20 protein-coding genes are annotated in these 23,581 nt (G+C 60.4%); 10 read left to right on the top strand and 10 right to left on the bottom strand.

The window, feature by feature from the left end:
- Positions 1-11 precede the first annotated feature (11 nt).
- Positions 12-1,013 (bottom strand): SDR family oxidoreductase, encoded by a 1,002-nt coding sequence (locus NG895_RS18540; RefSeq protein WP_252854018.1) that lies wholly within the window; start codon positions 1,011-1,013, stop codon positions 12-14.
- Positions 1,014-1,098: 85 nt separating this feature from the next.
- Positions 1,099-1,875 (bottom strand): 3-deoxy-manno-octulosonate cytidylyltransferase, encoded by a 777-nt coding sequence (kdsB, locus tag NG895_RS18535; RefSeq protein WP_252854017.1) that lies wholly within the window; start codon positions 1,873-1,875, stop codon positions 1,099-1,101.
- 171 nt (positions 1,876-2,046) lie between these two features.
- On the opposite strand from kdsB, the gene glmS reads away from it, so the two are divergent.
- From glmS to NG895_RS18510, 5 genes are all read left to right on the top strand, one after another.
- The gene (gene glmS / locus NG895_RS18530; RefSeq protein WP_252854016.1) at positions 2,047-3,921 is read left to right on the top strand and encodes a glutamine--fructose-6-phosphate transaminase (isomerizing); all 1,875 of its coding nucleotides are present in this window, start codon (positions 2,047-2,049) and stop codon (positions 3,919-3,921) included.
- Positions 3,922-4,932: 1,011 nt separating this feature from the next.
- On the top strand, positions 4,933-6,330 hold the full coding sequence (locus NG895_RS18525) for a thermonuclease family protein (RefSeq protein ID WP_252854015.1): 1,398 nt from the start codon (positions 4,933-4,935) through the stop codon (positions 6,328-6,330).
- 768 nt (positions 6,331-7,098) lie between these two features.
- A complete protein-coding gene (locus NG895_RS18520; RefSeq protein WP_252854014.1) occupies positions 7,099-7,557 on the top strand; it encodes a hypothetical protein in 459 nt (152 codons plus the stop codon).
- 207 nt (positions 7,558-7,764) lie between these two features.
- Positions 7,765-10,131: an ethanolamine ammonia-lyase subunit EutB gene (gene eutB / locus NG895_RS18515; RefSeq protein WP_252854013.1), complete on the top strand. Its 2,367-nt coding sequence runs from the start codon at positions 7,765-7,767 to the stop codon at positions 10,129-10,131.
- A gap of 73 nt (positions 10,132-10,204) precedes the next feature.
- The gene (locus NG895_RS18510) at positions 10,205-11,218 is read left to right on the top strand and encodes a DUF1214 domain-containing protein (RefSeq protein WP_252854012.1); all 1,014 of its coding nucleotides are present in this window, start codon (positions 10,205-10,207) and stop codon (positions 11,216-11,218) included.
- Between the two features lie 18 nt (positions 11,219-11,236).
- Here NG895_RS18510 and NG895_RS18505 read toward each other — a convergent pair whose 3' ends face one another.
- The 4 genes from NG895_RS18505 to NG895_RS18490 all read right to left on the bottom strand — a co-directional run bounded on the left by NG895_RS18505 (position 11,237) and on the right by NG895_RS18490 (position 15,916).
- The gene (locus NG895_RS18505) at positions 11,237-11,668 is read right to left on the bottom strand and encodes an OsmC family protein (RefSeq protein ID WP_252854011.1); all 432 of its coding nucleotides are present in this window, start codon (positions 11,666-11,668) and stop codon (positions 11,237-11,239) included.
- Between the two features lie 91 nt (positions 11,669-11,759).
- Entirely contained in the window at positions 11,760-13,775 is a 2,016-nt protein-coding gene (locus tag NG895_RS18500) for a hypothetical protein (protein WP_252854010.1), read from the bottom strand.
- A 131-nt stretch (positions 13,776-13,906) separates the two neighbouring features.
- Positions 13,907-15,418 carry a carboxypeptidase M32 gene (locus tag NG895_RS18495; RefSeq protein WP_252854009.1) on the bottom strand — a complete coding sequence of 504 codons (1,512 nt, stop codon included), beginning with the start codon at positions 15,416-15,418 and terminating at the stop codon, positions 13,907-13,909.
- 330 nt (positions 15,419-15,748) lie between these two features.
- Positions 15,749-15,916 (bottom strand): hypothetical protein, encoded by a 168-nt coding sequence (locus tag NG895_RS18490; protein WP_252854008.1) that lies wholly within the window; start codon positions 15,914-15,916, stop codon positions 15,749-15,751.
- A gap of 193 nt (positions 15,917-16,109) precedes the next feature.
- Between NG895_RS18490 and bshB1 the strand changes: the two genes are divergently transcribed.
- The 4 genes from bshB1 to NG895_RS18470 all read left to right on the top strand — a co-directional run bounded on the left by bshB1 (position 16,110) and on the right by NG895_RS18470 (position 19,339).
- The gene (bshB1, locus tag NG895_RS18485; RefSeq protein WP_252854007.1) at positions 16,110-16,793 is read left to right on the top strand and encodes a bacillithiol biosynthesis deacetylase BshB1; all 684 of its coding nucleotides are present in this window, start codon (positions 16,110-16,112) and stop codon (positions 16,791-16,793) included.
- 108 nt (positions 16,794-16,901) lie between these two features.
- Positions 16,902-17,567, top strand: coding sequence for a hypothetical protein (locus NG895_RS18480; protein ID WP_252854006.1), 666 nt, complete (start codon positions 16,902-16,904; stop codon positions 17,565-17,567).
- Positions 17,568-17,665: 98 nt separating this feature from the next.
- Positions 17,666-18,118 carry a hypothetical protein gene (locus NG895_RS18475; protein ID WP_252854005.1) on the top strand — a complete coding sequence of 151 codons (453 nt, stop codon included), beginning with the start codon at positions 17,666-17,668 and terminating at the stop codon, positions 18,116-18,118.
- A gap of 183 nt (positions 18,119-18,301) precedes the next feature.
- On the top strand, positions 18,302-19,339 hold the full coding sequence (locus NG895_RS18470) for a tetratricopeptide repeat protein (protein WP_252854004.1): 1,038 nt from the start codon (positions 18,302-18,304) through the stop codon (positions 19,337-19,339).
- A gap of 33 nt (positions 19,340-19,372) precedes the next feature.
- Here the strand turns inward: NG895_RS18470 and fliG are convergent, their stop codons facing one another.
- From fliG to NG895_RS18450, 4 genes are all read right to left on the bottom strand, one after another.
- A complete protein-coding gene (gene fliG / locus NG895_RS18465; protein ID WP_252854003.1) occupies positions 19,373-20,362 on the bottom strand; it encodes a flagellar motor switch protein FliG in 990 nt (329 codons plus the stop codon).
- Between the two features lie 160 nt (positions 20,363-20,522).
- The gene (locus NG895_RS18460; protein ID WP_252854002.1) at positions 20,523-21,008 is read right to left on the bottom strand and encodes a 6-pyruvoyl trahydropterin synthase family protein; all 486 of its coding nucleotides are present in this window, start codon (positions 21,006-21,008) and stop codon (positions 20,523-20,525) included.
- Between the two features lie 12 nt (positions 21,009-21,020).
- Positions 21,021-21,896 (bottom strand): triphosphoribosyl-dephospho-CoA synthase, encoded by an 876-nt coding sequence (locus NG895_RS18455; protein WP_252854001.1) that lies wholly within the window; start codon positions 21,894-21,896, stop codon positions 21,021-21,023.
- Positions 21,893-22,792 (bottom strand): alpha/beta fold hydrolase, encoded by a 900-nt coding sequence (locus tag NG895_RS18450; RefSeq protein ID WP_252854000.1) that lies wholly within the window; start codon positions 22,790-22,792, stop codon positions 21,893-21,895. The genes NG895_RS18455 and NG895_RS18450 overlap by 4 nt, the downstream gene beginning before the upstream one ends.
- A 114-nt stretch (positions 22,793-22,906) precedes the next feature.
- Between NG895_RS18450 and NG895_RS18445 the strand changes: the two genes are divergently transcribed.
- Positions 22,907-23,572, top strand: a complete 666-nt coding sequence (locus tag NG895_RS18445) for a metal-dependent transcriptional regulator (RefSeq protein WP_252853999.1) — start codon at positions 22,907-22,909, stop codon at positions 23,570-23,572.
- Positions 23,573-23,581 lie beyond the last annotated feature (9 nt).

Raw genomic sequence — 23,581 nt, 5'->3', positions numbered from 1 at the left:
CGCTGTCAAATTCACCTCCGCCGCGGATTGCGGTAAAGCACCTCTGAGAGCAATTCGGGCGACCCTGGCTCTCCGTTCCGGTTGTAATGCCATTGCCGGTTAGTGGGTACCCACTGCTCCTGCAGTGGCCAGGGATCGAACGGCTCGCGTCCCAGGTGCTCGGCAAGCTTTCCCGATCGCATCGCGACGTTGCCCGCCCTGGGAGGAATCGGGCCGGCCTCAAGTCGCGGACAGCCCTGCAGGAGATCGGGATCGTAACCCCCCACCCGGTTTACCACCTGGGCGATCTCGTACAGGCTCAAACGCCGGGGCCCGCCGGAGTGATACAACCCGGTCGCGTTGCTGCCCAGCAACTCCTCAAACAGCAGGTTTAAACAATCGGTGTAGGTCGGTGTGCGAATCTCGTCAAAATACAGCGTTGCAGGGCGGTTCTTGGCGAACCGCGATTGAATCCAATCGATCGCGCCGGCGTGTCCGTTGAAGCTGATGCCCATCGGCAGCGAGATCCTTGGCACGCAGGCCTCTGGATACCAGTCGGCAATCAGCTGCTCACCGCTGACCATGGTCTTGCCGTAGACCGTTACAGGATCGGGTCGGTCGGTTTCGAGGTGTCCGTTGCGTTCTGCATCGTCGCCGGAGAAGACCAGGTCGATCGACGTATGCACCAGCCGCGCGTCCCGCTCCACTACGTGCGACAGCAGGTTCACCAGTCCTTCCACGTTGGTCCGCCAGGCGAGTCGGGAGTCGAGTTCACAGGCTTTTAGCGCGCAGTTGCCGGCGCAGTTCAGCACCGAGCGAAACTGGTACTTGTCGAACAGCCGCCCCAGCTCGACGTGGTCCTCGGCGTCGCAAGCCACGATGTGCGGCCCCGCCAGACGCCAGTTGTCCTGTTGTCGGATACCAATCACTTGTCCAGGGTAGCGGCGGTGGAAGTGATCCAGCGCGTTATACCCGGTCACCCCCGCCACACCGGTGACCAGCAGGGGCAATCGATTGGGTGGAAGCGAGAACATAGCAGGCGACGGGCGGTGGTTAGAACGGACTCGCTAGATTCTAACCGAATCGACCGTGGTTTTCGTCGGGGTCACCCCGCCGGTGCTACGCCGCCTGACGCCAGCGATTCACGAACTGGGCGTAGTCCTCTGGGGTATCGATACCGCTGCTGTTGTGTGCGGTGACCCCCACGGCAATCGAGTGTCCGCGTTCCAGGACCCGAAGTTGTTCGAGCCGTTCGGCCAGTTCCATCCGCGACGGGGCCCAGCTGGCCAGTTCCAGCAGGAAGTCGCGGCGGTACGCGTAGATTCCGAGGTGCTGGTAAAACAGTGGCGGGTCGGCGGCCAGGTCCATGTCTTCCGCTTCACGGACGAACGGAATCTGGCTCCGGCTGAAGTACAGGGCCCGGCCCGCTTCGTCGAACACTACCTTCACACAGGCGGGGTTGGCGAGTTGTTCGGCGCTGCGGAGCGGCGTGGCCAAGGTGGCCATCGGCATCTGTGGGTTCTGCTCCAACAGCTCGATCACCTGGTCCACGGCCGAGGCTGCCATTTCCGGCTCGTCGCCCTGCAGGTTTACCAAAATGTCCGCCTCGGGCAGCGAGGCCGCCACCTCTGCTACGCGGTCGGTTCCGCTCGCGCAATCAGGGCTGGTCAGCATGGCATTGCCGCCCGCGTCCTGGATGATCTCGGCGATGTCCGTACTGTCGGTCGCCACGATCACGCCCCGGGGTTTGCGGGCCTGGCGGGCCGCGGCGTGGGTGTGCTCAATCAGCGTGCGGCCGGTCTCGGCTAGCAGCATCTTCCGGCCCAGCCGAGTGGAGCCCAGCCGGGCGGGGATGACGACGTAACTGCGGAGCGAGCTGGAGGATGATGTATTCATGACACGGTATTTACTCAGTTTCCCAAACTTGGGATAGCTCAATTCGAGGTGGTAACTAACGTTGGAGCATTTGGAGCGGGGCCGTAGAATATCGGTAGCTCGTGAAGCCGACCCAACTCGATTCTCGTAGTGCTAGCTCCTCTGTAATCTGTGTCCCGGAGACGTCGTCCGATGTGTGGAATTGTTGGCTATGTAGGTCCCGATGAGGCGACTGACTTCTTGCTCGAAGGCCTTCGCCGACTCGAGTATCGCGGTTACGACAGCTCCGGCGTGGCAACCCTGCACAACGGCGACCTGGCCGTGACCAAAACCGCTGGCCGCATCGACCAACTGGCTAGTGCGCTCAAGCAGCACCCCGCTCCCGGCCACATCGGCCTGGGGCACACTCGCTGGGCGACGCACGGTCCGGCGAACGACGAAAACGCCCATCCCCACATTGGCGGTCAGCGGGTGCTGGCGCTGGTGCACAACGGCGTCATCGAGAACTTTCGCGTCCTCAAGCAGAAGCTCACCGAGAAGGGGTACACCTTCGGTACCTCGACCGATACCGAAGTGATTGCCCAACTGCTGGACTACGAACTCCATCGCTGCCAGGAAGTCGAAGACGACGAACTTCGCGTCACCGACCCCTATCACGTGCTGGTGCAAGCCATGCAGGCCACGCTCAGTCAGTTGCGTGGCACCTATGGATTGGCCGTGGTGTTCCGCGACTGGCCCAACGTGATCTTGGCGGCCCGACTTGGCAGTCCGCTGGTCATCGGCATCGGCGACGGCGAGCACTTCATCGCCAGCGACCAGTCGCCCTTGGTGGGCCGCGCCGACAAGATCGTCTTCCTGGCCGATCACGAACTTGCGGTGGTCACGGCCGAATCGATCCGCGTCGTGAACCGCGATGCAGGTGACGTGCCGCACGATGTCAAGCTGCTGGAGGTGGACGAAGCGCAGGTCGAGCTCGATGGCTATCCTCACTTCATGCTCAAGGAGATCTTTGAGCAACCCGAGACCGTCCGCAATGCCATGCGTGGTCGCCTGGATCACGACCAGGCCACGGCGGTGTTCGGCGGTTTGAACCTCAACGCGCAGCAGCTTCGTGCCGTCGACCGCATGGTGCTCACCGCCTGCGGTACCAGTTGGCACGCCGGACTGGTTGGCGAGTACATGCTCGAAGCGTTTGCCCGGGTACCGGTCGAAGTGGAGTACGCCAGCGAGCTTCGCTACCGTAATCCACCGCTCTCCAGCAACACGCTGCTGTTTGCCATCACCCAAAGCGGCGAGACCATCGACACGCTGGCTGCTATGCGCGAGGTGAAGCGCAAAGGTCACCCGGTGCTCTCTATCTGCAACGTGGTTGGCAGCACCATCGCTCGCGAATCCGACGGCGGCATTTACTTGCACGCCGGCCCCGAGATCGGTGTCGCCAGCACCAAGGCGTTCACTTCGCAGTGTGTGGTGTTCGCACTGCTGGCGCTGTACTTCGGTCGCTTGCGTCATCTCAGTTACGAAGCCGGTTTGCGAGTGATCGACGAACTGCAGGCCCTGCCTGAACTGGTCGAGGAAGCCCTCACTACCAATGGCCAGGTCCGTAAGATCGCCGCCAAATATTCCGGCTGCGACAACTTCCTGTACCTCGGCCGCCAGTACAACTTCCCGGCCGCCCTGGAAGGTGCCCTGAAGCTGAAGGAGATCAGTTACATTCACGCCGAAGGGTATCCCGCGGCCGAGATGAAGCACGGTCCCATTGCGCTGGTGGACGAAAACACGCCGAGCGTGTTCATCGTGCCGCGCGGCGGGGTGTACGAAAAAGTGCTCGCCAACATGGAGGAGATCAAGGCCCGCGGCGGACCGGTGATCGCCATCGTCAACTCCGGCGATAACGAGGCGGCTGAAATCGCCGACGACGTGATCCACGTGCCCGCCGTGGCCGATTTCGCCCAACCCATCATCACCGCGGTGCCGCTGCAACTGCTGGCCTACCACATCGCGGTGCTCCGCGGCTGCGACGTCGACAAACCGCGCAACCTGGCCAAGAGCGTCACCGTCGAATAAGTCGACGGTGGGCTGGCACCAAGTAACCGGCGAGCCTGCTCGCGGTGCTACCGAGTTTTGTCTCTGCGAGTTTTGTCCCCATCCCAAGGCAAGCGATCCATGGGCCCAAAACTCCCGGGGTTTTGTCCCCACCCGAGTGGTGAAACCGCTATTTTTTTCGGTGAAATCCTTCCCGGGGTGGCCCAAAACTCGCTGCGTTGTTCTCCGCATGTCACGGCGTGTCCCAATACTCTTGCCGCCGCTGCGATGATTGTGGCCGTTCGCACCGCGATTCGGCGTAGCTCCCAATAGCTCGCTCGCCGAACCGGCGGCCATCGACTGCGCACCGGTAGCGCACGCCTGCCGCTTGCTGTCTGGAGCTCACCGCCAGTTTTTGGTGGCCCCAGAGCCACAGCAGGCGGAGACTGTCGCACCATTATTGGAGCACACCGTCACCCGCATTCAACCGCGAATTTTTTACAGCTGGTCGATCGCGAGCGGCCGATGCCAAGTCCCTGGGAATGAGTCGCAGGCCGTAATAAGCGGATTGCAGCTACGGCAAAGTGACCACTCGAGTCGGGAGCGTCTGGTGCGAAAGTCGATGTGGCCGACGCAGATTGCGGGCGCCTCGATTCTGGTGAGGTGAGCTGCACCGAGGGGAGTTGGCAGAGACTCGAATGGGGTTTGCTATGCCCCCACATCGGTGGGTTGGGCGGGATGGAATACCACAGAGTTCGCCACAACTGACGCGCTGAATCTCACTTTCGATCTGAGCGAAAGATGCACCTTCAGCAACTTCGGACTTTTGCTAATGCCCTTTTGTGGCGCGACCTCAGCAGCAAAAACCTCTGGTTTCAGATGCTCGGAGCCCCTTATCGACCTTCTGCTATACTGGGTTGCATGGCTGACGGCACGCAAATTCTGTCGCAGATCGTGCAGGGCAATGCCTGCGTTGGCCAGCAACTTCTCGACAAAACGAAAAAAGGTGCGTTCTAGGCAGCAAGTATCGTGGGCCAATACGGGAGGCGACCGATGGATACCATCTATCGCACGGTGGGGACGTTACTCATCCTGCTGACGCTTGCGGACGCAACTCTCGCGAAACCGTTGACGGAGGACGATCTCAAGCCTCCGGAACAGGTAACCGTTGCGCGGGTCATGTCGGGTGATTCATTCTATATTCGCACCAACAGCGGTAGTGTTCCCGTACGCTTACTGGGCGTTGTTGCGCCACGTAAGGAATTCGACAAGCGTCACTTCGATGAGTCGAAGAAGGCGTTAGGGAAACTGATTGCCAATAAAGAACTGACGATCCGTCAAGGCGTGGTGGTCGAGCGCGGCATCAAGCGCCGAGTTGTGCTGGCATGGTTGGAGGAAGATTTGTTAAATCGCGAGGTAGTCGCTTCGGGCCACGCCTGGAACCAACCGCTGGAGTTTGCCGCGCCTGAGTTGCAGGCAGCCTTCGATGAGGCCCAGAAAGCCAAACGTGGCTTCTGGAGTGAGCCAGAGCCGCCGCTTTCGCCTTGGAAGACCGAGGCGTTTATTGAGGCATTTGGAGTGGATTCTAAGAGGGGTAAGAAGCCCAACATCTCAGCACAAGAGCTATTCAGCTATGTGAAAGAGTACGACATACAGTACACCGAAGCAGTCACGCTGCTAGAGAAGGCTCGAGCTTATCATGACCCTCACGGACAACGTCACAAACTGCGGGCGGGGCAACTGCATATTAGGAATATAGTGTCGCATCCACCAGAAGAAACAGCTGAAGAGCGAACCATGTACGACGCCCAGATGGCTTGGGCAATGCCTGACCGATTGTACATGAAAGGGACACGGAAGTTGCGGGGCGAATTCGAATATGCTCTTCAGAAAGGCAAGGGCTGGTTTTCGATTCAGAGGGAAGCAAACGCCAAATTGAGGGTCGATGACAACTGGGTAGGAACCGAGCCTATCTTGCAGTTGCTTGAGTGTTTAGAAGCGGTGCTATTTCAACCGAGCCTTATCAAAGTGGGAGAGCCCGCGGTAGGTGAGTGGGGGCTTTGCTTTTATGGACTCGTTGACGACAACGCGAAGGAAATTGCATATCTCACGGTAAAGCCAGTAACTCTTCGCGAGGATAGTCTCGTTAGCACGTGGTTTACACCTCTCACAATGGCCATTGATCGGCAAAGTGGTCGCCTAGTTGGGCTCTCGTTTTTGAGCGGTGGCTCTGGTCAAAAAAAGCTAATGGAGTTCGGGCCGCCCCCTGATGCATTCGTCATGCGCGTCGAAGAAGAAGTAGTAGTGGCAGGTATGCAGCTGCCTAAAACAATCCAAGTACCTCCTACACCATTTCAACTATTACGCTCAAAAGTCTATCTTACCAACTGGAAGCTAGGGGGAGTTGACGAAGAACTATTCGAGAAACCCAAGCCGGAGGTGCCGCCCTAGGCGGTGCCCTGAGTCTAGCCTTGGGTGCCGGCGGTGGCTTCCGCCTGTTATCGGCGGCGAGCCGCTTCTGCATGGCGAGAACGGGTGTGTTCTTCGGCTAGCGATATGGCAAGCCGATCGAGGCGTGCACATCCGCCCTCAGTTGTGCGACCATCCAAATGCCTGGAGATGGTCTACCACCAGCACGTTGCGCACTCCGCGCACTTGCAGAGGTGTCCCCGCAGCAATGACACCGACCGCAGTTAGGTTCCTTTCGGTCCAAGCTAAGGGGCCACCCGGTCGTTCCGCAACTCCCCGCGGTGTACATCACGTCAGCGAGATACGTCCGGTTTCTACGACGTGTCTGCGTGAAACTCCTGTGCAGCCAACGCTGACTGCTCAATCTGCCTCGGCCACATCGACTGAGGCACCTTCAGGCGACCCCGTATCTGTAGTCGGCGTACATCACCATATTGAGTTGAGCTCGGTCTCTTTGATTCATCCGCGGTTCCTACCCAATCGCAGCGAGCCGCCTCTGCTTCAGCAACTTGCGTTTGCGATAGCCCAAGCCTTTCGGACTGTGGCGGAAGCCAGGCGGTCTTCTTGCCGGTAAGAGATCGCGTAGCCAACCTGGATTCTCCCGTACTGCAAAGCGGCGTGCACACCGATCTCTGTTAGCTTACATTAACGGGGGTAGTGGCACACCGATGGGATGGCGGTTCCACCGGCGGCCACCGGGCGGACGAGACGATTGTCAACGGATGACCGTGCAGGTAAAGGATCAATCGGGTGCGAATTCTATTCATTCGATCGGCACCTCTGGTCCTCTTGCTGGTTGCCATGGCGACGTTGTGGCTGGGCGACTTGTGGGTGCGGCGGAACAGGGTCCATCACGAACTGGTGGGAACCTGGAACGCCCCCCTGGACCACCCGTCAGCAGACGTTCGCCGGGATGGTACCGTCGTGCTGGAGCTCAAACCGAACGGCAACTTCGCGCTGACTGAGATTGTGCGTGTGGGAGACTCGACGAACAGATCCACGCATCAGACTTCTGGAACCTGGGAACGCCGGGGCACGACACTCCGCCTGGTGCTCCAGAAGGACTATTGGAATTGTCTGTTCGATTACATGGATTACCAGATCCTCGAAGTGGGTGAGACGCAGCTAGTGTTGCAGCAAGATGGATTGCGGTACGAACTACATAGAAGGACGCCGGAAGAATTAGCTCTGCCAGTGAACCCAGGCTAATGTTGGGTCCGCGTTACTCGCCCGCACGGTGTGACGTCGACACCCTTGCGGGGGCGATTCTGGCCATGGTGCATCCGGTGGCTCTGCTATCACCCGTCGGTAACCGATTTCTCCCACGCCGTTATAGTTGTTACGAGACCGACATCGGGTGTACAATCTGGGGGTATCTGGGCAGGCGCTCCTACAAACTTCCAGAGGTCTTGTTCCATGCTTTCGCAGCCGAGCCGTTCGCAGGAAATCAGCTCGTTTTCTTCCGCCATTTCGCGGCGCAGCTGTCTTGTCGGTTCGCTGGGCGGGGCCTTGGCACTCATGTTTGGCAAAGGAGGTACGCCAGTGTTAGCGACCACCATCGAGAGCGGTGTCACGGTTGAACCAAGCTCCGCCGCTGAAGACCTGTTCGGTTACATCCAACGCACCAAGGGAACGTTCGATCCCACGCTGTATCGGCAATTGCTTGGCGCCTGCAACGAATTCAAGGAGGGCGACGAGTCGCAGGGTATCTCGGCCGCGGACCCGGCCTCCCGCACTGCTGCCCGTACGCTGTTGGCGAATACGCGCATTGCGGATCTGAGTGCGCAGCCGGTCTATCGGGATCCATTGTGGGTGTACATCGAAAGCGCGGTCGATCAGCAGGCGGCACAGAAAGTTGCCGGTTGGACACTGGGGCAACTGCGCGATTACTTGTTGAATTCCACCGAAGAACAAATCAAGCAAGTTGCACCCGGCTTGTCGAGCGACACGATTGCCTGCGTAGTGAAACTGATGACCAACGAGCAGTTGATCGCGGTGGGCGCGAAAGTGTTCAACCCGCTGCCGGGATCGCAGATCGGTGCTCGCGGCTACATGGGCGCGCGGATTCAGCCCAATTCGCCCACCGACAACGTGGACGACATTCGCTGGCAGGTCTTCAGCGCGTTCTCTTACGCGGTGGGCGACGTGGTGCTGGGCACCAATCCCGTCTCGAGCGAAGTCGAATCGGTGGCCGCGGTAGAGCAAACGTTGGCCGACATTTTGCAGACGTTCGAACTCGAAGAGGTGATGCCGCATTGCGTGCTGGCCCACGTCGATGTGCAAGCGGCGGCTGAAGAGCAGTTCCCGGGCACGACGGGCGAGTGGTTCCAAAGCCTCGCCGGCGTGGAGGATGCCAATCGGGTGTTCGATATCAGCGTCGACAAAATGGTGCGGCATGCTCGGTCTCGCACGGGCAAGTACGGCCTGTACTTCGAGACCGGCCAGGGGGCCGACGCCACGAATGGCCACGGCAAGGGATTCGACATGCTACTGCACGAATCCCGCAAATACGGTTTCGCCCGGGCTTTGCAGCAGGAAGTGGCGCAAGCCCAGCAAAGCGCGGGCAGAGAACCAGCTCCCTGGGTGCATGTGAACGACGTGGCGGGATTCATTGGCCCGGAGATCTTCCGCACGCGAGACCAACTGGTGCGGTGCTGCCTGGAAGACATCGTCATGGGCAAGCTGCATGGCCTGACCATTGGGCTGGACGTCTGCTCGACGCTACACATGGAGGTCGACCTGGACGATCTGGATTGGTGCATCGAACAAATCATGCCGGCCTGCCCCGCCTATTTGATGGCGCTGCCCACCAAGAACGACCCGATGCTCAGCTACCTGACCACGGCGTTCCAGGATCACGTCCGCGTCCGCGAGAAGTTTGGCTACAAGGTGAACGACCGTATGTGGCAGTACTTCCAGCAATTGGGCGTTGTTGACCAGCAAGGAAAGCCAACCGAGCACTTCGGCCAGCCCGCTTGGGTGTACCTGAAGTACCAGCGGAAGAAGGGCGACACGCGCTCGGACGCCGCGATCCTGGCCGAAGCTCGGCAGCAGATGGACGAGGTCCGCGCCCGCGGGGTCTTTCTCGCCGAAGGCTACGGCGCCGAGCCGTGGGACCTGCAGCCGAGCCTGGATCGCCGTGTTCGCCATCTGTACGAGGACTCCAAAGAGTGCATCTGGGCGGAGCTGCCAGCGAGCTTTGCGGCCGGTATTCCTCAGGCCGTGTCGATTGATTCCCAAACCGTAGATCGCCGCGACTACATCCTGCATCCTCCCAGCGGCGAGGTGCTGGACGACGCCTCGGTGGCCAAGGTGCTGCAACTGCGCGACTCGCATGACGCGACCTACGATGTGCAGCTGGTAATATCCGATGGGCTCAATGCCTTGTCGCTGCTGGACGATGGGCATCTCGATCCGTATCTGCAGAGCGTACGCGTCGCGCTAGCCGAGGCTGGCTATCGCGTGGCGCCGGAGCCCCTGGTAGTGCGGGGAGGTCGCGTGCGGGTGGGGTACCGGATTGGCGAGCTGCTGTATGGACAGCTGATGCAAGAGGATACGCACCGCGCCATTCTGCACATTATTGGCGAGCGGCCCGGTTCCGGGCACCACGCATTCTCGGTGTACATTACCGCGCCGACCGTCAGCACGTGGGCTCAACCGGGCGTGGTCGATCATAATGTCACGAAAGTGGTCTCCGGAATCGCCGACACGGCGCTCGCGCCGGCAAAGGCCGCCAAAACCACTCTCAATATCGTCAAGCAACTTGCCCCTCGGAGTGGTTAATTCCCTGTACCCGCTGGGAAATATGCTACACTCCTTTCGTGCAGTGGCCGCCTTCTTATCTGGGAGCTTTTCGATGAACACCTGTGCGCGAATTGTCGCTATCGTTGCCCTTTGCCTCCTGTCGACTGCAGTGCGAGGGACCGAACCAGTCAACATTCTCAACTACATGCGGGCCGAGACCGATCGCCAGTTCAAGGACTACGCCGAGAAAGCTGGCGGACTCGGCAAGCTGGCGCACCAGCGCGAGCCTTATTCGGTAAAGGACCAGACCACGATTCGCGGTAATCGTGATACGCTGTACTCGTTTGGCGTGTACGACCTGGTAAGTCCCGTGACGATCGTCATGCCCGACACCAAAGGGCGGTTTCAGTCGCTGCTCGTTATTGACGAGGACGAGTACAATCCCGTGTTGAAAAATGGGTCGGGCGAGGTCACCCTGAGTGTCGATTCGGTTGGCACTCGCTATGCAATGGTGCTGGTCCGTACGTTTGCCGATCCGAACAGCCCAGAGGACTTGAAAAAGGCGTACGCCGCGCAGGATGCGATTGAAGTGAAGCAGGCATCGGCGGGCACACTGGAAATACCCGAGTGGGATCAGAAGTCGCTGGTCGAGACTCGGCAACAACTCAATCAGCTGGCCCTCAAGATGGGCGACTTTTCCAACGCCTTTGGTCGGCGGGGCGAGGTCGATCCGATCCAGCATCTGATGGGCTGCGCGGCTGGCTGGGGCGGCAATCCCAGCCGTGGTGCGATGTACTTCGCCGTAGTGCCGGAGAAGAACGACGGCAAAACGGCCTACACGCTCACCATGCCCAAGGGCGTGCCGGTCGAGGCGTTCTGGTCGGTCACCGTGTACAACAAGGACGGCTTCTTCACGCCCAACGACCTCGATGCCTATTCGTTCAATAGCATCACGTCCAAGCCGAATGGCGATGGCAGCGTGACCATCCACTTCGGCGGCGATCCGAAATCGGACAACTATCTGCCCATCACCGACGGCTGGAACTACGTGGTCCGCTGCTACCTGCCTGGTTGGGAAATCATCGAGGGCAACTGGACACCGCCCAAACCGGAGTTGGCCGAGTGATTAGCGGCCGGCCCTCACTTATTCCACCAACTCCGCGTCCAGCGTGATATCGGCGTTGAGCACTTTGGAAACGGGGCATCCTTCTTTGGCCTTCGTCACAAGTTCTTCGAACTTGGCTTGATCAGCGCCCGGGATTTTCGCTTTGAGTTCCAGGTGCACGGCCGTGATGGCGAAGCCATCGCTGACTTCGTCCAGCGTGACCTCGGCAGAAGTTTCCATTTTCTCGGCCGTCAGGCCGGCTTCGCCCAGTATGAGCGAGAGCGCCATTGTAAAGCAGCCCGCGTGGGCCGCACCGAGGAGCTCTTCGGGGTTACTGCCGCGCTGACCTTCGAAGCGAGCGGCAAAGCCATAGGGGTAGCCATCCAGAGCTTTGCTCTGGGTGAATAGCTCGCCGCGCCCGTCCTTCAAACCGCCCGACCATGCTGCCGCGCCGCGTCGTCGAATGCTCATCTCTTGCTCCTGTGTGGGGATACTGATTCCGATTGCCAATGGCGAATCTTATCTCAGTGGGAGCAATTGGGCTAGCTTCGCGGCACCCCGTTTAGTTGCCAGCGGGCAGCAGATTCTCTGACCAGATGGCCATCTCGGCAGCACCTGTGTAGCCTTCGATGTGGTCGGCGGGTTGGTCGATGACGCTTCCCACCACGACCACGGTGGGTGCACTCGTGACGTTCTCGGCCAGTACCTGCGGAGTGAGCACCGTAAGCGCCTGCCCACCGGGCAGGGTGAACTCGTACTCGGCTACCGAGCCGGCCTGCCGACCAGCGTCCGGTGCGCCACAGAAGAAGATGCCACCATGCTTGCGTTTGGGCGAGGTGAGCCAGAAGCCGGCGATCTGCGAAATCTGTCCGCGGGCCTGACCGGTGTCGAACAAGGGCGGGAACACCTCGCGGGCGGCGTTGTTCCAACTGGCATCCGCGTCTCCTTCGCCGAAGGTAAGTGCGTCGGCCAGTTTAGCGATCGTGGCGTAGCTGCTGCCCTTGGTGCGCCCGATCTTACCTGGGGCTACCAAATATGGAGCGGCTTCTTCGGATGCGGCCGTGAGTCGCTGCAACTCGGCCGCCGTGTACTGGGGCGCGTCGAGAATGTTGATCTCCACGCTCGGCTGTTCGGTTGCCGCCGGGTTGGCTGGCTCGGCATCGAAGTCCCAGGCCGGCGGCTCGTTGTCCGTTACGTCGGTCGTGAACGAGGCCGTGTCGACACCGCCAGGCTGTTCATCTGTGGCTTCCGTGTCACTCTCCGACGACTCTGGCGCCTGGGCCAGCGACGACTGAGGGCCGACAGCAGGCTCGGATCGCATCGCCTGCGGCTTGATGGCGTCGGGATAAAGGTTGGCCGCGTTGAGGGGATCGGCCACTTTGACCCACAAAATCACCAGGTAACCGGCATACAGTCCAAACATGCCGCCCAGCACGATGCCGAGCATTGTACGCACGACGGAAAACGACGACTTCCGCTTCCGCGACGCTACTACACCACGTGGTGCATCGACCTTGGCGAAGTTCAGTTCGTCGTCCTCCTCACCCATGGTGACACCCACCGGCTCGAGCTCTTCGTCCTGAACCTCCAGGGGCTCGTCGGTAGCAGGGAACCCCATCGAGGCACGCAAGCTCTTCGAGTCGTCTAACTCGTCGGCCGACGGACCATCGCCCTGGTCGCTCACCAATTGGTCGAACGAGGGAGCATCCTCGGTCGTGGCCGCCACAGGTGAGTCCGCTTCGTTCGATTCGGAGTCGAACGATGGAGTTGCGAAGTCGTGCAGCGTCATTTCGTCGAACTCGCTGGAGGTCCGCTTGTTTTCGCGGTGGCTCAGCTCCTCGTCCGACGTCTCTGTTTCTAGAGTTTCCGATTCCGGTGCATCCGAATCAGCTTTGTCGATCTCCGCCGTTTCTTCGACGGGGTCGTAGCTGCCGGAATCCTGGGGGCTGTCTGCTGGCTTCGACTCGGCGAACAACTCTCCTAACGTCGGTCGACGTCGATCGGCAGCGGGCACGGGTTCCTCGAGGTCGATCGTTTCCTTGGTGCCGAAGTCGCTGGCGTCATCCGCCTCGCTGGGCGGAGGAGTCGCCTCGACCGGTTCTTTGCCGCCGCGGAACAAGTCTTCGAGGCTCTTCAACTGGCCGAGACTCGGCATGCTCGAATCGCTGCTGGACACTTCGTCCGTTGAGGCGTCTTCCACCACTTCGTCACGAGGCTCGATGGTGGGAGTCGACGCGGCGGCTGGGTCTTGGATGGCAGGAGGATCGTTGCTCAGAAACGAGTCAAGCAACGAATCGCTCAGGCCGCTGGCGGTCGATTCCGATGGAGTAGGTTCAACCGACTTGGATTCACTCGGCTGGGATTCGCTTGAAGGTGGCGCGACCGCTTGGTCTGCCGCCCGGCTGGGTGCCACCGACACTTGCGCTTGCTTCACCACGCGCGGCTTGGCATCTGCCACGGCGAACGATTCCTCGCACGCCGGGCACTTCACCCAGGTGTTCGCGCGATCGCCTTCGGCCGCTTCGGCGGGCAGTTCCAGTTCGGTATAGCAAGCGGGGCATCGAGCCAACTGAGCCATGGCTGAGGCTATCTCCATACTGATGGGTTCCGATCACAAAGGCGCAATCAATGGCGCTCGGAAACTCCCATCATGGGAGTGTACCATTCTGTGCGGCTAGGCAAAACGACGGTTCGGCAAATTCGATGCCGTTATAATCGGTAAAGTTCACCGAACTTGTCCTTCAGATGCTTCAGCAGGGCCTCCGATGATAGCGGCCGACCGGTAATCCGCTGGACCAGCTCGCTGGCCGGGTATCGCTGGCCGTGCTGATGGATGTTTGTATGCAACCAATCCAACAGTGGTGCGAACTCGCCGCGAGCAATTTGACCGTCCAGGTCGCCCAGGTCCTCGTGAGCCTGGGCGAAGAACTGAGCAGCGTAAAGATTGCCGAGGGAATACGTGGGAAAATATCCCAACATGCCCGCACTCCAGTGCACGTCCTGCATCACCCCCATGGCGTCGTTAGGGGGATCGATGCCCAGGTACTTCCGATACTTTTCGTTCCAGGCCGCGGGCAGCGCGTCGACGTCCAAGTCGCCTTCGAGCAGGGCGACCTCCAGCTCGAAGCGAATGAGGATGTGCAAGTTGTAGGTTGCTTCGTCGGCTTCGACGCGAATGAGCGACGGCGTCGATTCGTTGATCGCGAAGTAGAACTCTTCCAAAGGCGTATCCGCCAGCGATTGCGGGAACGCATCCTGCAGCTTGGGATAGAAATGATTCCAGAATGGCCGGCTGAGCCCCACCAGGATTTCCCACATCCGCGACTGCGACTCGTGGATGCCCAGCGATACCGACTCGCCCGTGGGCAGGCCATAGTCTTCGGAGGGCAAACCTTGCTCGTACAGTCCGTGGCCAGCCTCGTGCAGGATGCTGAAGAATCCGGGGCGGAGGTCGGTCGTGTCGAATCGCGTGGTTAGTCGCACATCGTGCGGGCCGAGTGTCGTGCAGAACGGATGCGCCGTGACGTCGAGGCGACCGGAGCGGAAGTCGAACCCCATCTGGGTTGCCACCGCCTGGCCGAACGACGTCTGCATGTCGATCGGATAGTCGCGATTGAATATCTCGGAGTTCGGCTTTTGGGAACTTTCGCTGATGGCCGCAACGATGGGTACCAGCGACTCGCCCAACGACTTGAGCACCGGCCCCACTTCCGCCGCTGTGGCGTGAGGCTCGTAATCGTCTAGCAACGCGTCGTACCGGCAGCCTGTGTAGCCTACCGCATCGGCCTCTTCGCGTTTGAGCTTGATGATCTCGGCCAGGTAGGGAGCGAACTTGGCGAAGTCGTTCTCTTTGCGGGCTTCGGTCCACACCTGCTGACCGCGGCTCGTGGCCCGGGCCAGGGCCGCGACCAGCTTTAGTGGCAGCTTGGTCTGGCGGTCGTAGCTGCGACGCAACTCACGAACAACGGCCGAAGCGGGATTCGCGGGATCGGTAGCCAGGTCGCTGTCGGCCAGGGTATCAAGCCATTCGCCCACCTGCGGCGCGGTCGCCCGCTCGTGGCTCATGGTGGCCAAGAGCGATAGTTGGTCGGATCGGTACTCGCCCGCTGCCGGCGGCATGTAGGTCTGTTCTTCCCACTCCAGAACCGAGGCCGCCGAATGCAGCAGGGCCGACTCGCGGACGTAGTTGCAAAGTTGCTGATAGGTTTCTGCGGAATCCATAGTGCGAGCGAGGCCTGTCAGGGCCGTGGTGGGAGAACCTGGGAAGAATGCTGTGCTGGAGTGCGCAGCCACACGCCGCGCCCATGGCGTGACGCGTACAAGGTGGTTGTAAGTCGCTCGCGGAGCAAGTGCAAGCTGCCCTGCATGCCCAGAGTTCTTCCAGGTCCGCCACCTAAAGGGCAACCGCACGAATGGACTCGGAGCAAATGATGGGGAATACCGAAGATGTCGGCGAATTGCCGCGGGTCCCACCAGGCTGTGTTTGCTCACCATGCTGCAGGGCGCAGTTGGTCAACACGGCCACTCGCACCCGATGCGGCGTGATGCTCGCTATTCGGCCTTCAGGTTGTCGTTGGCGGGACCAGCCAGCCGGCTGTCGATGTCGACGGCGCGAGGATCGCGCAAGCCGTTCAGGTTCGGCGTCCGCCAAGACGAACAGCCACAAGCGGCCAGCAGGCACACGGTAAGAGACAGTCGAACTATACGTTGATGGAACATGACAGTCGGGGGGCTAAAATTCGTGCGGTGCGGGAGTTTGCCAGAACTGTCGGCAGCTGTCCAGAGCAGTTGCTTTTACCCCCCTGGCGGGCGAAGATGCAACCGGCGCAGGTCAACGGTGGCCATTGAATTTGGCTGCTAGCTTGCCTTGGTGCTTTGTTACTCGCCACACCGTTACTGGCCAGATCTCGCTATGCTGCTCGATATTCTCGTAATTGCTCCTCACCCCGACGATGCCGAACTAGGCATGGGCGGCGCCATTCTCAAGTTGCTGGCCGCAGGTAAGCGGGTGGGAGTACTCGATCTGACCAGCGGCGAACCCACACCGCACGGATCGCCCGAGATTCGCGCCCGCGAGACTGCCGAGGCCACCAAGATTCTGGGGCTCGAGTGGCGGGAGAACCTGGGACTGCCGAATCGCAGCTTGGAGGCTACGCTGGAGAACCGCGCCAAACTGGCGGGCGTGATTCGCCAGACACGACCCCGGTGGCTGTTCGCGCCGTACTGGGTGGACGCCCACCCCGATCACACCGCCGCGACCAAGCTGGTGGACGACGCGCGGTTCTGGGCCAAGCTCACCAAGTCCGATCTGCCTAGCGAGCCCCACCATCCGCAGCGAATCTACAACTACTACTGTGTCCATCTAAAGGCCGCTGCACAGCCGGCGTTCATCCTCGACATTTCGGACCAGTGGGAATCGAAGCTGGCCAGCATCCGCGCCTACGAGAGCCAGTTCATCACCGGACGCGATGGCTCGTTCATGGAAAAACTGCGCGACGAAGCCAGCTACTGGGGGAAGACCATCGGAGTCGAGTATGGCGAACCATTCCATTGCCGCGAACCGATTGGGCTGGAGACGTTTAGCGGATTGGTGTGAACGTGAGAGGACGAGTGTCGACAGGCATTGCTTCATTCGTTCTTTCACCCTTGTGGACATGACTCAACTGGAATCGCTTGATTTGAACAAAGGTGGGACGTTCCGCGCATGCAGTCCGAGCAACCTCGTGGCCTAGTTTGGTGGCTCCGCAGCCATCCCCGGGTGTGGGCAACGGTGATTCCGCTGGTGACGCTGGTGTTGGCGGCCCTGGCGACATCGCAATTCGTACCGCCGACGCTGCCAAGGAACCTTCGCAACGCGTTCGAGGCGGCCGACCATCAAGCCAACTCTCGGCACCTGTATGCTGCCGAGAGTGTGGCCGTGAAGGCTGACTTGCGTCGATTGGCTGCGGCGGCCCAGGAGAAGTCGATCGACTACCAGCAGTGCGAAGCGGCAATTCGCCAAGTGCGGATCGTCATGATGGAAGTGGCGATTTCGCGTGGTCTAGCGCAGAGCTATTTCACGACCTCGTCAATCTCGGACGAGGAGAAGGTAGCCGGTGGAAACGTGCTTCGTCGCTACGCCAGGGCTGTTTGTGAGGAAAAGGTGGACGAAGAGACAACCCTGGAGATAGACCGACGAGTCACCAGGTTGGATGGGGAGGGCAATCGTCACTTCCGCGAAACGTTCCCCGACGAGGAGCTTCGCGACTTGCTCGCCGCCATGGATGCGGTGGCCGAAGAGGCGGGGATTCCGGAAACGGTCGCCCCTATCGATGTGAAGCAACGCGTGAGACAAATTGTCGACCAGACGCTCGCCAATCCGGTAGACTGATGTTGGCAGGCCGGTCGGTGGCGTGGCGGCGGATTTGACGCCGCGACAGGTACCTGGTTTGCTCAACGGATCCCGTCTCGTGTTAACCGGCGAGAGCCATGGCACTCAATGAACCTGCTCACTGGTTGGGATGGTGCTTCTACACATTGGTGTTGCTGCTCTTGGGTTGCGCCTTCGTGGTGTCGCTGGTGCTGATTGTCGGCGTCGTGCTGTCGGCCACCTACAAACTCGTCTACATGCTGCTTGGGGGAGCGGCACAGCAAACCGCCGAGAAAACAACTCCACGCTGGTGGCCACGCTTCTCCATGCTCGGTCTTGTCGCCCTGACCACGACCGTGGCGTTCTGGACGGCCGTGGGTGGGCAATTGCGATGGCAGTTCGTTTACGCAGTGCTGATGTTCGTGGGAGCGATGACGCCGTTTGCTTTGCCTCTGGTGATCATGCTGATTGCCAACTGGCTCTTTTCTGTCAGCGATCGGCGACACGAAATGGTAGACCAACCCGAGTCGCTGGAAGACGGCGCGCAAGGGTTGCCAAGAGTGCAGGACTGAAGAGACTCACATTCGACGCCAGATTGCTCGCTCGCCGTTGCGCCTCGAAAAGTTCCAGCGGGGTAGCTGCCGTTGGTCGCGCCGCTGGGAAATCGTTGCTTGGCGAATTCCACGCACTGCGTTTATACTCCGCAGGTAGTCGTCAGATCACTGCTAGCTCACGACCCGCTCTGCAGAATTCCCATGGAAAACTACCAATTCAAATTCAAATGGCTCAATGACCAAGGCCAGCCGCAGGGGTTTTACTCGAAGAAAGGGCACTTCGACGGCGAGACGCTCGTGCTGGATACGGTGGACTTGCCTAGCGCGGCCATCCTGGATGTCGACTATCGAGAGCGAACGGTTATTCTCTCGGTGGTGGGCGAGAACAGCGAGCCAGTTCATCTGTTGTTCAACGTCACCTCGGGTAGCGCGGACCGCTTGAAGCTGATGCTCGGCCGGGCTCGCAGTCGCGCGTGGGCCCGACGGCACAAGGAGGAATTGGCCTCCGAAGGGCGCTCGAGTGAGTACCGCGACGTCACTTGTCCTCATTGTCATGCCGTGATCGATCTGTCGGGCTTTGCTAAAACGCCCCAGGTGAGTTGCGAGTTCTGCCATACCGTATCGGACGACCAGAGTGAGTCGTTCGACGCCCCGGCCAAAGGCGAAAAGAAGTATCGTCTGTGCGACGAGTGCGGCATGTTCAGCAAGCCGCGGCGGTTCACGATCTTCTACTTCTACTTTTTGCTGGTCGTCTATGGTTTCTCGCATCGCCAAACTTGGCGTTGTCCCGGGTGCATGCGAAGCGAGGCCTGGAAGATGCTGTTGGGCAATGCAATCTTCGTGCTTGGCGTACCGGTGGCCATCGCGCAGTTGTTCCGTGCCTACGGCGGTACCGACGTGGGCGGTAAGTATCCAGGGCTCGATTCGGCGAACATCAAAGCCCGCAATGGCAAGTTTCAGCAGGCGATCGACGACTATCGCAAGATCCTGGACAAGCAGCCCGTGGCTGCCGGCGTGAAGTACAACATCGCCATGGCGTTCCTGCACCGCGAAGATTGGGAGGGCGCGGCCAGAATGTTCCAGTACTCTCTGACCGACTGTGCCAACTACCGACCCTCCGCCCGTGGGCTGGCTGCCTGTTATGAGCATTTGGGCGAAACGGAAAAGTTGGCCGCACTGAAAAAACAGTGGGGTGCCAAGGACGATGAGGTGCTGCTGGAAGAGTTGCCGGAGGAGTGATGGTCGCCCCAACGGCAACTGCTGACCACTTACCTACTGCACCAGTTGCTCTTCTTCGTCGCCCGCGGCAATCTCGATTTCGCCCGCGTCCTCCAGGCTGCGAACGATGTCGACAATGCGCTGCTGTTCGGCTTCGACTGCCGAGAGCTTCACGGCACCCAGGTATTCCATCTCTTCGCGGAGCATATCGCCGGCGCGTTGAGACAGGTTGCTTAGTACCTTGTCCTTGAGCTCTTCGCTCGCGCCCTTAAGGGCCAGCGCCCACTGCGAGGTTTCGATGTGCTTGAGCATTGTTTGGATGTCTTTGTTCGCAAACTTGGCGATGTCTTCGAACACGAACATCAAGCGGCGAATTTCTTCGACCAGATCGGGGTCGTCCTCGGCCATCTGTTCCAGGATGGCACGCTCTGTCGAGCGTTCGGAAACGTTCAGCATTTCGGCTACCGACTCCACTCCGCCGGCGTTCTGGAAACTTTGGCTCACGACGTTGGACATCCGCCCCTCGAGCCCTTTTTCCACCTCGCGAATGATGTCGGGACTGGTCTGGCCCATCGTGGCCATGCGTCGAACCACCTGCAACTGCCGCTCGGGCGGCAGACCGGCCAGGATTTCGGCGCCAAAGCTCGCCGGCAAATAGGAGACGATCAGGGCAATGGTCTGCGGGTGCTCGTCGATGACGTACGTCAGCACGTTCTGGCTATCGACCGTGCGGAGGAATCCGAACGGCAAAGCCTCGATGTGCTGGCGGATGTTGTCGAGCGCTTGGCCTGCCTCCGACCCCAGGGCTTTCTTTACCAGCGTCTTGGCCAGGTCCAGACTACCCCCTTCGGTGGTGGAACTCGGGCTCGTATTTGCAAACTCGCGGATCGTCGCGTCCTGCTCAGTGGGGAGTATCCGCTTGGTGCGGGCGATTTCGATGGAAACCTGTTCCACTTCTTTGGGGCTGAGCTTGCTGAGAATCACGGCGGCGTCCTCCTCGGGGAGGCTCATCAGCACGACGGCAGCTTTGTGGATGTCGGACATCGCAGAATTCATGCGGTCTCGAAGGGGGAAGACGCTAGCACACCGCGCGCATATCGGCACACGACATCTTGGACATCGGCGGTTAGCAGGGGAACGCTTGAGAGGATTTGCCGGTTAGGTAAATCTTGCCGACCGGGGCAGCCCGGTCGAACGGGGCCCGTCAGTTGCCCCATCGGCAGACGCCCTGCTGACCCTGGCATTCGTCCACGGCAATCTCCAGCGACGTGGGAGTGAACCCGTGCTCGGCGAGTGCCGCTAGCAGTTGCTCGCCAATGTGGTGAGCCAGTAGCTCGGCCGTGGTGTTCGAGACCGGCAGCAACACACAGTCGCTTGCTGGAAATACCCACCGCCTCTCTTCGAACCGCGCGGTCACTTCGTCGCCGACCTGGGTGACCTGGATCGTAGGATGGCTGGTTGGCAGCAGCACGCGGTGATCGAGCTTGCGGGTGATAGCCAGTAGGGCGTCGCGCGCCGCGATGAAGTCGACCACGTACTGATTTTCATCCAGCGGCCCGGCGATCTCGGCGCTCACTCGATAGTTGTGGCCATGCAAAGGTTCGCAGATATTGCCGGCATACGTAATAAAATGCGCCGCGCAGAACGTGAATTCGTTCTTATCCAGCCGAACGTGATAATGGTTGTTCATCGGGCGCTACTATTATGTTGGGGGACTTCCGTAAAACGTTACTGGCCAACTTAGACGATCCTGCACCAACATCACAAACAGCACGGCGGCCAACAGGTCGGCCGTGGTGCCTGGGTTACGTCGATGCCCGTCGGCGCGGAGCCAGAAGTCGAAGTCGGCCACGGCGCGATAGTACTCATCTCGATTCTGTTGGTAAGCGGCCAGCACACTGGCCGCGCGGCTGGCGATGTCCTGTGAGGCGGCGGGCCCCAGCTTACGGGCGACGAGGCTATCGCCATGCCTTGAAAGAAGCAACAGTTGCGTCAACACAATCGCATCGTTCAGAGCGGCGTTGTATACCAGGTGGTTATCGAGGTGCTCTACCGCATCGGCAACTTCGGCGAAGCCCCCAGCATACTGCCGCGCCACAAGATCGCGATCAGCTGCCAGTTGCATCGCCTCGAACAGGGAGAGGTCCGGTTCGCCGGCCACGTCGCCCCGCTCGACCTCGCCCAGGCCACCCGGCTGCGCGGTGCGAATGGCCTGATAGATCTGCCCCGCATCCTCCTGGCTGGCATCGCGAACAATGGCCGAAGCCTTCTCGACATCGCCCCTCGCCATGGCGAGCGGCGCGATCAACAGCAGCGTGCCGAGATTGGTGTTACGGCCCACGGTGCGTCGCGTGGCTTCGACAGCCTGAAGCACCGTGCCACCCAAGCCAAGCTGTTCGCAGCGGTCCATCACCGGGCCAATGACCGCGGCACTGGCGAGAAAGTCGACGAACGTCATGTCTTCGAAGTCGGCACCACGGTGCACGTTGCCTGGTTTGGCGGCCGTGGCTTCCCACAGGCAGGCAAGCGTCGCACAACCACCCAGCGAGGTAGGGCGTTGCAGGGTTGAACTAGTCACCTGGGATTCTCCGAATCGGTGCGGGCGAGAAATTCTGTTGCGAGTTTCAGTGCTTCTTCGGGCGCGTCTTCCACCACCCAATGGCCAACATCATCCAGGCGATGCACCTCGGCGTTGGGCCAGGCCTCTTTGAATCGCTTCAGGCAGTCGGGACGGAAGCACCAATCCTTCATTCCCCACACCAGCATTGCCGGGCGATCGGCCAGGCTGGCGAGCCGGCGGTCGATGCGGTCCAAAGTCTGCCACGTGGGATGGCTCTTCTTCATCGGGATATCGACTACGAACTCGTAGGTCTGCCGGCGATTCGACCAGCCGCGCGTGGTATCCAGATATCCGTTGGCCACTTCGGGAGCCAGCGCCGCCCGGCGCGCCAGGGTCATGCTGAGGGCGGCCCGTGTAAACGCGTTGAGCCCTTGCACGGCCAAACGGCCAAACACGGGCGCCCGGCACACGGCGATTCGCTTCGGGATGTACCAGGGGGGGAACGCGCCGGTGTTGAACAGAACGATTCGCGACAATCGCTCGGGCACGCGGAGCATGGCGCCCAAGCCAATTGCGCCGCCCCAGTCCTGGGCCACCAGTGTGACATCCCGCAGGTCGAGGTGCTCGACCAGGCCGACTAGATGCGAGATGTGGTCCTCCAATCGGATACGTTGCTGCGGTTTGTCGCTAAGTCCGCATCCCAGGTGGTCGATCGCCACGGTGCGGTACCGATGATGTAACGGGCCGATGAGACCCCGCCAGTGAAACGACCAGGTTGGATTGCCGTGCACGAACAGCAGCGGCCGGCCTTCGTGGGGACCTTCGTCCACATAGTGAACGCGGCCCAGCGGCACGCTGAACCAGTGCGAGTCGAACGGGTAAAGCTCACGCCAGGGCTGCGGTTTAGGCTGCATTCGTCAATGTTTTCGGAGTTCGTGTGGCGTTGAGCCGTCTTGGTACACTATCCTTTCCCGGGGCACGTATCACAAGGCGGCCCAGTCTCGGCAGGGGGAAGGGGGAGTCGCAAAGTGTCGAGCTTGACGTTAACCGTCGAAAACTATCTGAAAGCCATCTTTCAACTTTCCGATGGCCAACAGGGGACCATCGTCAGCACGGGGCAGATTGCCGACGCCCTGGGGGTCTCGCCCGGCACCGTGACCAGCATGCTGAAGACCCTGGCCGACGGCAGCTTGGCCACCTACAAGCCATACGAGGGAGTAGAATTGACACCTGCTGGCCGAGCCATCGCGCTGCGGGTCATCCGTCGTCACCGGCTGATCGAGCTGTTTCTGGTCGACACGCTGAAGCTGTCCTGGGACGAGGTGCACGACGAAGCGGAGAACATGGAACACGCCGTGAGCGACTGGTTGGTCGATCGCATCGACCAGCACCTGGGACATCCCAAGGTCGATCCGCATGGCGATCCCATTCCGACGGCCGACGGAGCCATTCCGCAGGCAGACACCGTGCCGCTGGTTGAACTGAGCGAGGGGCAAAGATTTCGGGTGATCCGAGTGCTGGACCAATCGCCCGAAATCTTGCGCACCTTGAGCGAGTCGGGCATCACGCTGGGCGTGGCCGGCATCGTGGCCAAGGCACACGCCGACGGCGGTCGGGTGATCGACCTCGCAGGTGTTGAGCACCACATCGATCAGAGCGTGGCAGTGAACATCGGCGTCGATTTGCTGGAATAGTTCCCAGCC

The organism is Aeoliella straminimaris, from assembly GCF_024054565.1.
Taxonomy (GTDB): domain Bacteria; phylum Planctomycetota; class Planctomycetia; order Pirellulales; family Lacipirellulaceae; genus Aeoliella; species Aeoliella straminimaris.
This window is presented reverse-complemented; position numbering and strand designations above follow the sequence as displayed.